General features: G+C 43.0%; 17 protein-coding genes and 1 pseudogene. 1 reads left to right on the top strand and 17 read right to left on the bottom strand.

The window, feature by feature from the left end; translation table 11 throughout:
- Nucleotides 1–74: 74 nt before the first annotated feature.
- From B9Z54_RS05700 to rpsU, 16 genes and pseudogenes are all read right to left on the bottom strand, one after another.
- Nucleotides 75–218, bottom strand: coding sequence for a YqzL family protein (locus B9Z54_RS05700; RefSeq protein ID WP_113927515.1), 144 nt, complete (start codon nt 216–218; stop codon nt 75–77).
- Between the two features lie 113 nt (nt 219–331).
- A complete protein-coding gene (era, locus tag B9Z54_RS05695) occupies nt 332–1,246 on the bottom strand; it encodes a GTPase Era (protein ID WP_113927514.1) in 915 nt (304 codons plus the stop codon).
- Nucleotides 1,239–1,637: a cytidine deaminase gene (locus B9Z54_RS05690; RefSeq protein ID WP_113927513.1), complete on the bottom strand. Its 399-nt coding sequence runs from the start codon at nt 1,635–1,637 to the stop codon at nt 1,239–1,241. Before B9Z54_RS05690 ends, era begins: the two co-directional genes overlap by 8 nt.
- Nucleotides 1,638–2,345: 708 nt before the next feature.
- On the bottom strand, nt 2,346–2,738 hold the full coding sequence (locus B9Z54_RS05685; protein WP_113927512.1) for a diacylglycerol kinase family protein: 393 nt from the start codon (nt 2,736–2,738) through the stop codon (nt 2,346–2,348).
- Entirely contained in the window at nt 2,716–3,186 is a 471-nt protein-coding gene (gene ybeY / locus B9Z54_RS05680; protein ID WP_113927511.1) for an rRNA maturation RNase YbeY, read from the bottom strand. Before ybeY ends, B9Z54_RS05685 begins: the two co-directional genes overlap by 23 nt.
- A complete protein-coding gene (locus B9Z54_RS26400; protein ID WP_345840693.1) occupies nt 3,176–3,805 on the bottom strand; it encodes an HDIG domain-containing metalloprotein in 630 nt (209 codons plus the stop codon). The genes ybeY and B9Z54_RS26400 overlap by 11 nt, the downstream gene beginning before the upstream one ends.
- 150 nt (nt 3,806–3,955) lie before the next feature.
- Nucleotides 3,956–5,101, bottom strand: a pseudogene (locus tag B9Z54_RS26395) (hypothetical protein); the annotation flags it as partial.
- Nucleotides 5,071–5,361: a hypothetical protein gene (locus tag B9Z54_RS26390; RefSeq protein WP_345840692.1), complete on the bottom strand. Its 291-nt coding sequence runs from the start codon at nt 5,359–5,361 to the stop codon at nt 5,071–5,073. The pseudogene B9Z54_RS26395 and the gene B9Z54_RS26390, both read right to left, overlap by 31 nt.
- A gap of 173 nt (nt 5,362–5,534) precedes the next feature.
- Entirely contained in the window at nt 5,535–6,497 is a 963-nt protein-coding gene (locus B9Z54_RS05670) for a PhoH family protein (protein WP_113927510.1), read from the bottom strand.
- A gap of 3 nt (nt 6,498–6,500) precedes the next feature.
- The gene (gene yqfD / locus B9Z54_RS05665) at nt 6,501–7,694 is read right to left on the bottom strand and encodes a sporulation protein YqfD (RefSeq protein WP_113927509.1); all 1,194 of its coding nucleotides are present in this window, start codon (nt 7,692–7,694) and stop codon (nt 6,501–6,503) included.
- A gap of 19 nt (nt 7,695–7,713) precedes the next feature.
- Nucleotides 7,714–7,998, bottom strand: a complete 285-nt coding sequence (gene yqfC / locus B9Z54_RS05660; protein ID WP_113927508.1) for a sporulation protein YqfC — start codon at nt 7,996–7,998, stop codon at nt 7,714–7,716.
- Nucleotides 7,999–8,066: 68 nt separating this feature from the next.
- Entirely contained in the window at nt 8,067–8,510 is a 444-nt protein-coding gene (locus tag B9Z54_RS05655) for a hypothetical protein (RefSeq protein WP_113927507.1), read from the bottom strand.
- A 30-nt stretch (nt 8,511–8,540) separates the two neighbouring features.
- Nucleotides 8,541–9,542 (bottom strand): flotillin-like protein FloA, encoded by a 1,002-nt coding sequence (floA, locus tag B9Z54_RS05650; RefSeq protein ID WP_113927506.1) that lies wholly within the window; start codon nt 9,540–9,542, stop codon nt 8,541–8,543.
- Nucleotides 9,543–9,579: 37 nt separating this feature from the next.
- Nucleotides 9,580–10,872 carry an NfeD family protein gene (locus B9Z54_RS05645; protein ID WP_113927561.1) on the bottom strand — a complete coding sequence of 431 codons (1,293 nt, stop codon included), beginning with the start codon at nt 10,870–10,872 and terminating at the stop codon, nt 9,580–9,582.
- Nucleotides 10,873–11,402: 530 nt separating this feature from the next.
- Nucleotides 11,403–11,849: a GatB/YqeY domain-containing protein gene (locus B9Z54_RS05635; protein ID WP_113927504.1), complete on the bottom strand. Its 447-nt coding sequence runs from the start codon at nt 11,847–11,849 to the stop codon at nt 11,403–11,405.
- A gap of 14 nt (nt 11,850–11,863) precedes the next feature.
- Complete coding sequence (gene rpsU, locus B9Z54_RS05630) at nt 11,864–12,037, bottom strand: 30S ribosomal protein S21 (RefSeq protein WP_039238310.1); 174 nt, start codon at nt 12,035–12,037, stop codon at nt 11,864–11,866.
- 283 nt (nt 12,038–12,320) lie between these two features.
- Here rpsU and B9Z54_RS05625 point away from each other — a divergent pair, with 283 nt between their 5' ends.
- Entirely contained in the window at nt 12,321–13,250 is a 930-nt protein-coding gene (locus B9Z54_RS05625; RefSeq protein WP_113927503.1) for a Na/Pi symporter, read from the top strand.
- Nucleotides 13,251–13,997: 747 nt separating this feature from the next.
- On the opposite strand, the gene deoC is transcribed toward B9Z54_RS05625, so the two are convergent.
- Complete coding sequence (gene deoC / locus B9Z54_RS05620; protein WP_113927502.1) at nt 13,998–14,669, bottom strand: deoxyribose-phosphate aldolase; 672 nt, start codon at nt 14,667–14,669, stop codon at nt 13,998–14,000.
- Nucleotides 14,670–14,831: the final 162 nt, after the last annotated feature.

The raw sequence follows: 14,831 nt of genomic DNA, 5'->3' as shown, positions 1-14,831 counted from the left end.
TCAATCAAATATTCCTCAATATAAGACACTCCACATTATTGGCCGCACTTTCTTAACAGCCATTGGTTTACGGCTTAAGAGATAGGATGGTCCATCTCCGCTAGTTCTTCATCAAATTCAAGAATCCCTTCGTCATCCGTTGACTCAAGTTCTTTGAAAAGTAAATATGTGTCTATACTACCTGTTTGCGAAAATACCTTCCAGGTAAAGTCCAACATAAAAACCCCGCCTTTCATGTTTTAAACTAGCCACTTGCCTTGTGTTATTAGATTGACCTTCAGAAGAAAAAACATGAGACGTAAATATTGTAAGTTTTCCATCATTTTACTTTTTAATAGTCGTCATTAAAACCAAAGTCACGGAGGTTCGACAACTTATTGCGCCAATCTTTCTGAACCTTCACCCAAAGTTCAAGATAGACCTTGGAACCAAGAAGATTTTCAATATCGACTCTTGCCCGCTTTCCGATCTCTTTCAGCATTCCACCCTGTTTTCCGATAACGATTCCTTTTTGGGAATCCCTTTCCACTACAATCGTGGCCATTACATCAATGACATTACCGTCGCCTCTTGTAGAAATCTTTTCGATGACCACAGCAAGCGAGTGTGGAATTTCTTCCCTAGTCAGATGCAGAGCCTTTTCACGGATGAGCTCTGAGACGATAAATCGTTCAGGGTGGTCCGTCACCTGGTCTGCAGGATAATATTGAGGACCTTCCGGCAGTTCTTTGCGTATCACCGAGACCAGGGTCTCGACGTTATTCCCTTCGAGAGCGGAAATCGGAACAACGGCTGCAAAATCATGCAGGGCATTGTATTGTTCTATAAGCGGCAGGATGTCATCTGGATGAAGCTGGTCGATTTTGTTCAATACCAGAAATACGGGCGTCTTAACACCTTTAAGCTTCTCGATAATAAATTCGTCTCCGCGGCCGTATCCCTCTTCCGCATTAATCATGAACAACACAATGTCTACTTCCTGAAGAGTATTCTGGGCAATTTTCATCATGAAATCCCCCAGCTTATGCTTCGGCTTATGAATTCCTGGTGTGTCGATGAAAATCATCTGCGAATCATTTGTTGTATAAACCCCTTGGACTTTATTCCGTGTCGTTTGAGGTTTGTCGCTCATAATGGCAATCTTCTGTCCGATTACTCTGTTAAGGAAAGTGGATTTTCCAACGTTTGGTCTGCCAATGATAGATATAAAACCTGACTTGTATACTTGTTGATCCTGATTACTCATTTAAATCCTCCGGTGAAAATGCTCCTGGCAATATTTCTGCTACTGTTAACTCCTGTATATCCCCTTTTAGATTACTTAAAACCACTATCATATCAGGGGAGCACAGTTCTGATATCACTTGCCTGCATGCTCCGCAGGGAGGTACGGGACGGTTGGTATCGGCAACCACTGCCATTTTTGTATACTTCTTGTCTCCTTCTGAGTAGGCTTTAAATAGCGCTGTCCTCTCAGCACAGTTGCACATGCTGTAAGCGGCATTTTCAATGTTGCAGCCATGGTATACTTTCCCGTCTTCTGTCAACAGGGCCGCCCCGACACCGAACTTGGAGTAGGGTACATAAGCTCTATCTCTTGCTATTTTAGCTTCTGCGATTAGTTGTTCATTCTTCATCTTTGATCTCCTTTTAGTACCCACTTTCTATTTTACTACATCTTACGTAAAAAAAATGGGCTGTTACTGTATTGTTATATAATAGTTAGATAATTCTCACAAATGGACACACTTTCCATGTGTGTTTAACCATTTTATCCAACTATCACTTAGAATTCAAATTTCCTCCAAAAGTATCGGTTTTTATTAATTTTTTGGCCTTGTTAAAGTGTAGTATTGATGGTAGTAGTATGTCGACTTCCGTTCCAGGTGTACGAATCCGCGGGGCGGGAGGTCGCACACCTGGAACGGAAGTCAATATAAGTGGAGGAACTGAGAATCTAATATAAACTTGATATATCAACTTTTCTTATTAAATTGGCTATAGATTTACACTTGAATTTAAAGGAGGAGCGAGTTAAATGACCAGCATTCTATAATTAAAATGACGCCTTCTTACCAGCAGTTGACCCAAAATGTCCTATAGCGACAATATTAACTAACAGAGCCACCTTTTTAAATCGTAATTATTCTTTTTTAGTGATTAGTTAATTTCCGCAACAGGTCTATGACTCAGCAAGATAATGGCTTGAACTTAAAAGCAGATGCGGCCGGCTTAACACTGCTCCTGCTGTAGTGTGTCTAACGCCTTAATGTAGGAAGCTTATATTAAAGCACCACCATAACCAATAAAAAAGACTGCAAAGGAAGCCTCTGCAATCTGTCATCTCATACTATAAATTCCCACAGCTTTGGCAGGAATATGATCAGGCCGATCACCATGGCTCCTGCAGCATAACACAAAACAGCGCCTGCCGCTATGTCCTTTGCCTGTCCTGCCAAGGGATGGTACTCTTTAGTCACTAAATCGACTGCCCGCTCAACAGCTGTATTCAGCATTTCCAAAGCAAACATTCCTGCAATTAAAAGAATGACGACGATCCATTCAATCGCGGAAATAGATAAAAGAAATCCTGCAGCCACCACAGTAATGGAGACGGCAAAATGAACGAGGAAATTAAATTCTTCCTTAAAAACAAGCCTGATACCCCGTAAAGCAAATTTAAAGGAACGAAGAAACTTCCTTCCGGTTGAGGGTTTATCTTTGTAATCCATATCCATCAAGGATTTCCTTTTGTCTGCCGAACATTCTCTTTTCATCTTCCTCATTCATGTGGTCGTATCCCAATAGATGGAGGAAACCGTGAAGAGCAAGGAAACCCAGCTCCCTTGAAAAAGAATGGCCATATTCGTCAGCCTGTTCTTTAGCTTTTTCAACGGAAATAATAATATCTCCCAAGATACGCGGAATACCATCTCCAACAATCTTTGTCTCATCTTCTCCCAGTTCTTCCATTGCGAAAGATATCACATCTGTAGCCTGGTCCTTATCACGGTATTCTTTATTAATTTCCTTTATACGATCGTTCTTTACAAATGAGATCGTCAATTCACTTGCCGGCTCCACATTTTCCTGACCGGCTGCATAATTCAGCAGACCCTGTACAAGTTCTCTGTCACAATCAACCAATTGTTCTGTTTCATCCAAAAAGTCTATTTCAAGATTCATGTGCTAGCTCCTTTCTATTAGCTTCCGGATATTCTATCCTCGAGTGAAATATCCCATTGAGTGTTTCACATAGGGTTTTCTTTACTATATCCAATTCTTTAAGGGTTATATCACATTCGTTGAATTGTCCGTCCTGAAGCCTGTCCTTCACTATATTATCCACAAGCTTTTTAATCTCTTCGTTGGTAGGACCCTTCATCGATCTTACAGCCGCCTCCACACTGTCAGCAATACTGATGACAGCCGTTTCCTTCGTTTGCGGCTTCGGTCCTGGATATCTATAAGATTCCTCATCCAGGTCTTCATTATCTTTTAAAGCCTTATAGTAAAAGAATTTAAGGAGCGTCGTTCCATGATGCTGCTCCGCAATATCAATGAATTCTTTGGGCAGCTTATATTTCCGCAGCATTTCTGCTCCATCTGCAGCGTGGTGGATGATGATATCTCTGCTCCTTTCCGGAGGCAGGTGATCATGCGGATTGCCGTTGTTCATCTGATTCTCAATAAAATAATGGGGCCTGACCGTCTTTCCTACATCATGATAATAGCATCCGACCCTTGCAAGCAAGCCATTCGCTCCGATCGCTTCACAGGCCGTTTCAGCCAGGTTGGCAACCATGACACTATGATGATAGGTCCCTGGTGCTTCTGTAAGCAGCTTTTTAAGGAGCGGATGGTTTGGATTTGACAGTTCAACAAGCCTCATTGCGGACAAGATCCCGAATCCTGCTTCAAAAAATGGCAGAAACCCTATTGTCAGCACCGCAGATCCGATACCTGAGACAAACCCATAAACAACAAAATAAGTATATTCCAAGTTTGTGTAGGTGACACCGCGTAAAAAGAGAAGAAACAGGATAATCATAACGTTCACCAGGGATACAAATAATCCTGCCTGCAAAATGTTCGTACGGTTTTTCCGGCTTGATAGGAACAATACCCCGGCAAGCCCGCTAAACATAATGTAGATGGCCATTTCTATATCGATCGCTCCTGAAATCTCATAATGGAATACTATGCTTCCGCAGGCGGCGAGGATCATGACCATCAGCATGGCAATCCTTTCATTAAGCATGATCCTGATCAGCATTCCCGCAAGCGCAGCCGGGAACAGAAATCCCACCCTGTCCAAATCAAGTTCCTTCATCAGAGCTGTGATCTTCATTAAAATGAGACTGATGACGAATATAAGACTGAGAAGGATGAGCCTGTTCTGTTTTCTTTCTTCAGGGAGGTCCCAGTTATGAAAATGATAATAAATGGCACCGATGGCCAGGACGACGAATATTCCAAGCCCGATAAACGGTTTAATTGGAGTTTCCGTTGAAAGCAGGCCCAATAGCTCCAATTGCCTGTAATCCTCATGGGTAATCATTTTTCCCTGCTGAACAATGACTTCCCCTTCAATAATTTCCTCATATGCCACTTCTTCCATCGCCTGCTGCTTCTTTTGCTGAGTTAATTCCTGGTTAAACACCTCTGTTGGAATAACAGCGAACCTGCTCAAGAAGACTGCCGCCTCGATCATGGATGGAGGAAGATTGAGTGCCCTTAATCTGGTATCCATCCTTTCATTGACAGCATATAAATCTTCTTCGTAAATCTTGTCACTCATAGTCGTCTTGATTTGAGAAACAACCGTCGTTTTTACGCGCTCCAATTCGTTATCATTTAACTGCAGCAGCGTGAGGAAAATACTGTCTGGAATGCTCTGGGTAATATTCTCTCTCACGTTAGCATTCTTTGTCAGCTGTACTTTAAGTTCAGCAAGTTTTTCCTCCATGGAAAGTTCAGCCTTGTCCTCTTCAGCTGTCTCAGCTTGCCCTTCAGCCTGCGAAGGATCAGCATCCTTCCCTACATCTTTGATAATCCCAAATATCGATTCTATGAGAGATACGCGGTTCTCAACCACATCCTGCTGGCGGGTGTATTGATTGGGTACTTCATCCGCTGCCTCTTCCCTTTTTTCTGCGTCAGCTCTTCATCCTTGATTAATTTGGGAGCTCTGATTGTCACGTCTGCAATTTCAAAAACGTTCACATCATACTTCTCCGGTTTAACATTTCCATAAAGAACTCCATAAAGCAATAAACCCAGAACGACAAAAATAAGAAGTGTAAATACTTTATAACTCAATATCGAACGAATCTTATTGATATAAGGCTGAAACTTCATCAGAATCCTCCCGGCTGGTTTCAAGTTATGTATAGAGGTGAATTTTCTATTAATTATGTAAAATGATAACAGTTTTCACATTGGATTGCACTCTCTATTTTCGCTCATGTATTTATTTCCCAACTTGCCAGGATAAAAAAACTGTCTGCAGGATTACCTGCAGACAGCCGTGATCACATTGAATTTTTTTCATAAGCATTTATGATTTTGCCAACAAGCGGATGGCGGACTACATCTGTCTGCTCGAGATAGACAAAGGACAGCCCTTTAATTTCCTTGAGGATCTTTTCCGCTGCCACCAGTCCGGATTGCGCTCCTTTTGGTAAATCAACTTGGGTCCGATCACCATTGATGATCATTTTCGATTCAAATCCGAGCCTGGTCAGGAACATCTTCATCTGCGCCTGCGTGGTATTCTGAGCTTCATCAAGGATGACAAAGGCATCATCCAGTGTTCTGCCCCTCATATAAGCAAGGGGAGCAACTTCAATGGTTCCCCGCTCGATCAGCCGCTGGGTGTGGTCAGATCCAAGCACATCATTCAAGGCATCATACAGCGGCCTTAAATAAGGATCCACTTTCTCTTTCAGGTCGCCTGGAAGAAAACCGAGGCTTTCCCCGGCTTCGACTGCCGGCCGGGTAAGAATGATTCTTTTGACCATCCCGTTTTTTAAAGCATGTACGGCCATTACAACGGCCAAATACGTTTTTCCTGTACCTGCAGGACCTATTCCGAAAACAAGGTCGTTATTACGGATGGCATGGATGTACTGCCTTTGCCCTAATGTCTTAACGCGTATCGGTTTGCCTTTGGCATTTTTCGTTATCTCTTCATTGTATAAGTCTTCGAAGTACTCCAGTGTCCCTTGCTTCGCCATCTGCAGCGCGTATGTGACATCACGCTGGCTGATATTGATTCCTTTGCGGATGATTACAAGAAGCTTGTTCAAAATTTCCTGCGCCATAGAGACAGCTTGCTCTTCGCCTGAAATATAAACGGATTCTCCACGGGTGACAATGGAAATCGACAATTCGTTTTCCATTGACTTCAAATGTGAATCTGAGACGCCGAATAGTGCAATCGCTTCATTTGGATTATCAAGTTGAATGTTTGTGGTATTTAGTTCATCTGGCATTACTCAGTCTCCTTGAATGATTGGTTGTCCGACAGCTATGTCTTCTATTACTTTAAAGTGTACATTTAACCTTACTTTACCATTTTCAATCTGTTCGTGTAAAATTTTTTCACCGGTAACCTCCGATTCCTCAGGAAGACCCGCTTTCAAATTATCCCTGGCCAGATCTTTTGCCGTGGCGACAGCCTCTTTCCGGGAGTATTTCCTCGTTACGTCTTCCTTCTCTCTCACGGTTTTTTCTATATAGGTTACAGGCAGTTCCCATTTAAGAAACTTCACTTTGTGTTCATCCAGTTCTTCAACACTGTTTTTATATTCTATCTTTCCCCAACCCCAGATAGGTAACCGGAATTTGCCTAAGGAAATAAAATGCTTCGTTTTCTCATTGCCGCTGAAGACCTCAAAGTCCGTTTCCAGAGGCAGTTCCACCTTGGTTATATACCACACTTCACCCCGGATGACACCTTTTGCCGAAACAGCTTTTTTGTCATCCTGATCCTCTTTTCCAATGAGGCCGGAAACCAGCAGCTGTCCTTTTTGCACATGGTCATTCACTTCTACCAAGGTCATGCCCTCTTCTACAAAGACTTCTTTAATGACCGCTTTCTGCTTAGCCACTAAATTTCGCGCACCGATTTCTTCCGCTGGTTCAGGCTCGTTTTTCTCCACCACTTGGAAGTGATAAGTTGTCCCTTTTAAATCCACACCGACCCATGTGATGTTGTTCATACGATTGGAAAGCTCACGCTGGATGCTCTCAACATCAGGGATGGAAAATTGGAACTTCCCCCGTTTAATTCCCATCTCCTCAAGCTGTTTTTCGATTTCGTATTGTGCTTGGGGACTTGCCCCTTTGATGCTGATACCCCAGACCATATTCGACAAAATCAGAATCAACAATAAAAATGAAATAGCCCCTAGTAAGAAACCGCTGTTTTTCAAAGCTCTTTTCCAGAGGAATGGAGACCCTTGTCCTCTTAAAAAAGTGACACGGCAGTCAAAATTCCTGACTGCACGCCTGAAGTTATGTAGATCATTGAGGGACAGGTAAAAGGTAAAGGTTTGTTCGCCCATTCTTTTCACTTGCCAAACAGCTATCTTCGACCTTGTCATTTCATTAATAAACCGCTCTATCCCCTTGCCTTCTACCTTCACATGCACTTTGCCTGTGAAAAATGTAATCCACTGGTTCTTCAAGTCAAACCCTCCTGTTCGATTACTGTTCCAGATAAACGACTTCTACGATTTTACCTTCCAGCAAAATTTCCTCTGGGAGAATCATCTTTATAACAAAAGACTGACCTTTTATCAGAAGCTGTCCTTGTTTAAGGAGCAGGCGTACTTCATCGTCGGTGAAGGTCAAAAGCCCTCTGTGATTTTCAATATAAATATGAATCTGTCCAATCATCGTGATGCGGGGAAGGTCCATCATGACATCTTCCGGAAGGTCCATTGTTTTGGTCATCCAATGGCGCGCTTTTTGAAACCATTTTTTTGCCATACAAAAAGAACCCCCTTTCATCTCATATTTATGAAATAAAAGGGGGTTTCATCACTGTTATTTTATTTTCAGCCCCGCCAGTTTCGTTTCTTGGCTCTTGGAGGCCCCAGCACTTCTGATAAAACGATCCCTTTTACAAGGTCATCGCTCCCCAGGTTCCTGAGGTCCACCCTGGCAGCCTTCATTCTTGCGGGCGACTTGCGAGTTTTTAATTTCACACTTTCGGCACGCTGATTATAGACTTGTTCCTGAGACTTCAAGTCTGAAATCCGTTTCCTGGCCTCTTCCTGCTTCTCAAGAAATTTGTTCTTCCCTTGCGTTTGAATCGTTTCAATTCCTTTATCAAAGGCGGTTTCCAAATCATTCGCCGCTTCTTCCCACACGGGTCCAGCATCAGATTCAGGACGCTGAGGGCGCGGGGACCGCGGTTCCTGGTCGGAAGGATCCTTTTTCATTCTATTGAAAAGCATACTGACCAACCCGGCGATAACAAGGAATATCAGATTTTCCATAAAAAGATCCCCTTTCTCAGAAGAGAAGATCTATTCATCTTGGCCCTCTTCATTCTTGTCTCCAGTCAATTTACCGATGGAGCCTCTCATTTCAGTGTCTGCATCGATATTCTTATAGTTCATATAATCCATGACACCAATATTTCCAGACCTTAAAGCTTCTGCCATCGCAAGCGGCACTTCCGCTTCGGCTTCCACTACCTTCGCTCTCATTTCCTGGACTTTCGCTATCATTTCCTGCTCATTCGCTACCGCCATGGCTCTGCGTTCTTCCGCTTTGGCCTGGGCAATGTTCTTATCAGCTTCAGCCTGCTCTGTTTGCAGCTCGGCACCGATGTTTTTCCCGATATCAACGTCCGCGATATCAATCGACAGAATTTCAAAAGCTGTTCCGGCATCAAGGCCCTTAGTAAGAACCGTTTGAGAAATCATATCCGGATTTTCAAGTACTTTCTTATGGTTGCTTGATGAACCGATTGTAGAGACGATTCCTTCCCCGACACGGGCAACGATTGTATCTTCACCAGCACCACCGACTAAGCGGTCGATATTGGCTCTTACTGTAATTCGCGCTTTGGCTTTCACTTCGATTCCATCCATCGCCACACCGGCAATGAACGGCGTTTCGATCACTTTAGGATTTACACTCATTTGAACCGCTTCAAGTACGTCACGGCCGGCAAGGTCGATTGCAGCCGCTCTCTCAAACGACAACTCAATATTCGCACGATGTGCAGCAATCAAAGCATTCACTACACGATCAACATTACCGCCGGCAAGATAATGGCTCTCCAGCTGATTAATGGTTACCGTCAGCCCGGCTTTATGCGCTTTGATCAGCGGATTGATGATACGGCTCGGGATAACCCTTCTTAATCTCATCCCCACCAATGTAAAGATACTGATTCTGACTCCGGCTGCTATCGCTGAAATCCACAGCATCACCGGCACGAATGTAAACAGGACACCTAAGAATATGAGTCCGGCTACGATTGCTACTAAAATTAATATTGTACTTGCATCTAGAACCATTACTTTTCCTCCTTCAAAATATCCAATTATGTGTCAGTTATTCTATTTCTCTTACCACTGTTCTTGATCCTTCTACCTTGACGACCCTGACCGGCTTATTCTGCCCAATAAAACCGCCTTCTGAAACAGCATCGATTCTTTCATCATCAATCACAATAGTCCCCGAAGGACGCAGGGCAGTCATCGTGACACCGGTCGTCCCGATTAATTCCAATCGGTTGACATTGGAGACATATCCACTCTCAGTACTAGTGGAATCCTTCAAAATTATCTTATTGAACAGCTTCATCTTTTTACCAAACACCTTTACAAACACCACCATTGCTATGATGGCGACCGCAATCGCTATCAAAAGGGATGTACCCATAGCGACAACATCGCCTCCTGCCATCAAAATGCTTCCTATGATGGCACCGATACCCAGTATCCCGGCAATACCCCCGGGAAGGAAAAATTCAGCCACTATCAAACCAACACCAATAATGAAAAGTATCAGTGTTTCGTATCCTGCCAGGCCGGCAACCAAGTGTCCATAGAAGAAAAGCAGCAATGAAGCCAGGCCAACAGAACCTGCGACACCAAATCCGGGAGAATAAAGTTCAATTACCAGCCCGAGACTCGCAAGTGAAAGAAGAATCGGAACCACAACCGGATTGGTTATGAATCTGGCAAGTTTCTCCGCAAACGTTTCTTCAACGCTGACCACTTCTGCATCTTCCATACCTATTTCCTCAAGGAGCTCTTCCATATTACTCACAGTGCCCTCCGAGTAATCTACAGACTCTGCGGTTCTTGCATCGAGAGTGAGCAGTTCGCCTTTTCCTGCACCGACTTCAGGAAGGTCAACATTCTTGTCAGCCATTGCAAGAGCATATTTAGGATCCCGGTCACTGGTTTCAGCGGCACTTTTCATGGCTGCGAGCCAGTAGCTTTGAGCTTTTTCACCTGCAGAATTACCGGCTTGGTCAATTACGGCAGCAGCTCCCATTGTCCCATTGGGAACCATGTAAATTTCATCTGCATGAAGCGCAATGAATGCTCCTGCAGACAGAGCCCGATTATCTACGAAAGCGACCGTTCTTATTTCTGTATTATCAAGAAGCTTTGCGATATTACCTGCCGCATCGACTAATCCTCCAGGTGTATCAATTTGGAAAACAATCGTATCAGCACCTGCTTCCCGCGCATCATCTATACCCCTGCTCAAGAATGCATTCAGGCCTTTTTCGACTTCTTTCTCGATAGGGATGACAAAGACAATTTCACCTTCGCCTTGAGCTTCAGTGTTGAAGGGCATTAACCCTATCAACGATACAGCGAGAAGCAGCATCAAACCGCTTATATAAATCTTTCTTAATAATTTCAAGATTTCACCCCTTTCGGCATATCAAGAAAAATGACAATCATATATCTTATATTATGTACGAATGAGATCAAAAAAGGTTTCAATCTTTTTTAAAAATTTTCCCAGAACCGAATACAATTTTCGAATGAGATTTTTATAAGAAATTTCCGGACGGCTTCCAATCGTACCTTTAAACCTTATGTCGAAAAGAACGGTTATACAACCTTTTAAAGAAATGATCTCATATACTTCTGCCTTCTGAATATAATAAACGATTTGCGTGTCAGTTGCTTGAGCTTTTGCGGCAGGGGGCCAATAACAAAACATCAAAACATTTACTGGCTAAAGTACTTGGTGAAGTTAAGAACTTGAAGACTTTAAATTGATTGCCAGGGTGTTAGCAGAGCAATGAAAGCCGGCATCAATATTAAAAATGAAACCGGCTTGCAGTCAAAATTTATAGGAAGCTGACTGTAAAAAAAATGAGAAGCGGATAACCGCTTCTCATTTTCATGTTACGCTAAATGATTTTGAACAAGTTTATTGACGAGAGCTCCATCAGCTTTCCCTTTAACTTTAGGCATGATAGCCCCCATCACCTTACCCATATCTGCCTTGGACGTTGCACCCGTTTCATCAATCGCTTGCTTGATGATGTCCGATACTTCATCTTCAGACAGCTGTTCAGGCATATATATTTCGACGTAAGTCAGTTCCGTTTGAATTTTCTCCACGAGATCCTCACGGCCTGCGTTTTGAAATTCCTGGAGGGAGTCTTTTCGTTGCTTGACTTCTCGAGAAAGGACAGTCAACTCTTCATCATGAGAAAGCTCCTGTTTTCCATGCTTGATCGCCTCATTTTGCAACGCCGCTTTCAGCATACGGATTACAGAAAGTTTTTCTTTCTCTTTATTCCTCATAGCTTGTTTCATATCATTATTTAAACGATCGAGAAGACTCATATCTACACCCTCTCTTAGAACTTACGTTTTCTGGCTGCTTCAGATTTCTTCTTACGCTTTACGCTTGGCTTTTCATAGAATTCGCGCTTTCTGTACTCTTGCAAAGTTCCTGTTTTAGAAACTGTACGTTTGAAGCGACGAAGAGCATCTTCAAGCGATTCGTTTTTACGAACAACTGTTTTTGACATCTCTCTTTCCCTCCCTCCGAAACACTGCACTTACATGTAAAGTAAAGTCCTTGGCATTGGCCAAGCCGCTGCGGGCATCTGACAAACCTAGCTGCCCTTCACTTTTCTGCTGTTAAGTGCAGACTTTTACAGAAAGTAATCTTTCTGTATGGATATTTAAATCCATTCACTTTGCAATTATAATATAAGCCCTCCAGAAGGTCAACAATTTATGATGAATTGCTCGTATAAATAGACATGTATGCTTCTCATCCTTAATACAGTTAAGAAAGGGGGGCGGGACATGCTTAATTTACTTATCTTCTTTTTATTAATTGGCAGCTTTCTGCTTGGAATGTTTTGGCTGAAGAGCGGATTATATAACTTGGCAGGCGAACGAATGACAAAATTGATATCCCGATGGACCGATGCTCCTTGGAAAGGATTTCTCATCGGAATTGCCGTTACCGGAGTTTTGCAGAGCAGTTCTGCGGTCATGGTTCTTACTATTGGATTTGTTTCGGCAGGCATTCTCAATTTCAGACAGTCCATCGGAATCATACTGGGGACAAATATAGGAACTACGTTGACACTGGAGATTATTTCATTGGACATCGGGTTCATGAGTCTTCCGCTGCTCGGGTGTTCACTGCTCCTTCTCATCTTTCCTCATCCTCACACCAGAGCGCTCGCTATAACCCTCCTAGGGCTTTCGTTAATATTTGTAAGTATGAGGGGATTTGAAGAACTGGCAGGGCCCTTATCCAGCCAGGCTTTCATTCACTCACTTATGGAACACTCCAATGCCTCCACTATATTCTCTATTCTGCTGGGGATGGTCTTAACAGGGATCGTCCAGTCAAGCACAGTCATCACCGGCATTGCCATGAGTTTTACCGACACCGGCATTATCACGATATTTGCGGGGATCTCTATCATGCTCGGCGCGAATATAGGTACATGTGTAACCTCCTATATAGCCGGCATTGGGAGCGGAAAAGCCACTAAGCTGACTGTTTATGCTCACATATGGCTCAATATTGCAGGTGTGCTGATATTCTTCCCTTTCGTTGATGAACTGGGTGGGATGGTAAGACTGGCCTCCCCTGATCCAGAAATGCAGCTGGCCCATGCCAGCCTTGCCTTCAATGTCATTTGTTCTATATTAGTCCTCCCTTTCTCAGGACACTTTGCAAAACTCATCGAGAAGATGCATAGAATCAACCTCAGGTGAATACAGAAGCGGAAGCGCCTGAACAGCCCCGACAGGCAAATATTCCAAAGAGAAAAAAAAGCGGGCTTTCCTTTTATTCTCTTTGGGTTATTTGACCCCGGGGGGCTAAGTCCGTTCCTGTGGGTACGGACCCTCAGGCGCTGAAGCTGGACGGAACAATAGCGGAAGCGGTTTGTCGTTTCCTTATTAAGTATCATGCGGTAAAAATAAGGGGAATTTTTCCCGTTAATTGCAATTTCTAGCTCCCTATGAAGGAAATAGAGGGAGTTTTTCCCCTTATACGAAGAAATAACACCTATTTTTTCGTCTTATAAGTCAAATAAGAGGAATTTCTCCCTCTATTTAAGCATTTTTTCAAATTTTTTAGTGAATAAGGGGAATTTTTCCCTCTATTTTACCAGCCAAAGTACTGAAACTGGCTGATAGGTACCACTTTCACATCCCAGATCTTTAAATCTGTATCTTTCCAGGCACGCAAATGTTATAAAACCTTGAATTGCGATCGCTGTGGTTTTCCGGGCTGTCGACACTGCAAAATCCCATATCCTTCGCTGCATTCCTGCCAAGCTGTCATGGATTCTATGGCTAATGTAAAAAAGAGGAACACACTCTATGCAATGATAGAAAAAAGTCAACCATTCTTCCGATTTTAGGAAGTATGGTTGACTTTTTCTTTATTAAAGAGAATTAGATTCTAAAATTCGGTACATTTTCAGTGCCCCCGCCTAAGCGGACTGCCTTTTCATCTTAGTAGTCAGAATCACTAGTTAACCCTTGAACAATTTGCACTCCAGAGCTGGCGCCGATTCTTGTAGCACCCGCTTCGATCATGTTTTTAGCATCTTCTACGCTTCTGACTCCGCCGGATGCTTTCACGCCGATATCCGGTCCGACGGTTTTTCTCATTAATTTGATATCCTCTATAGTAGCTCCACCAGTGGAGAAACCTGTAGACGTCTTCACAAAATCAGTCCCTGCTTCAACAGCAAGTCTGCAGGCTCTTTCTTTTTCTTCATCAGTCAGCAGGCTTGTTTCAATGATGACTTTAGTTAAAGCTTTTCCTTTAGCAGCTGCAGTCACCGCCTGGATATCCTGTTTAACCAACTCGTTATTCCCGTCCTTGAGGGCACTGATGTTGATGACCATATCCACTTCCGTTGCACCTTTATTTATAGCATCTTTTGTTTCAAATGCTTTCGTTTCGGATGTAGTCGCTCCCAACGGAAAACCGATTACAGTACATACCTTAACATCTGTTCCTTGCAGCATTTGGGCTGCATATTCCACCCAGCCAGGATTGACACAGACAGATGCAAAGTTATGTTCTTTAGCTTCTTCACAAATTTTCGTTACTTGGTCTTTCGTTGAGTCCGCTTTCAATAATGTATGATCGATCATTTTCGCAATATTTTTTTCCATAAAATAACACTCCTCCAACAGGTTGTCCGTACCTCTTTATTCTAACAAAGGTTTAGAAAATATACGAACTTTTTAAGTGAAAAATTCTTCCGCTGCTGTTATTGTACCCAAAAAAAGATCAGGACGCAGACCTGATCTTTTTTAGACGTTCTATTGGTTAAA

Origin of the sequence: Bacillus sp. P14.5, assembly GCF_003316765.1 — a bacterium.
In the GTDB taxonomy this organism is placed as follows: Bacteria; Bacillota; Bacilli; order Bacillales; family Bacillaceae_B; genus Rossellomorea.
Note: the sequence above shows the minus strand (reverse complement) of the source record. Positions and strands in the feature narration are given on the sequence as shown.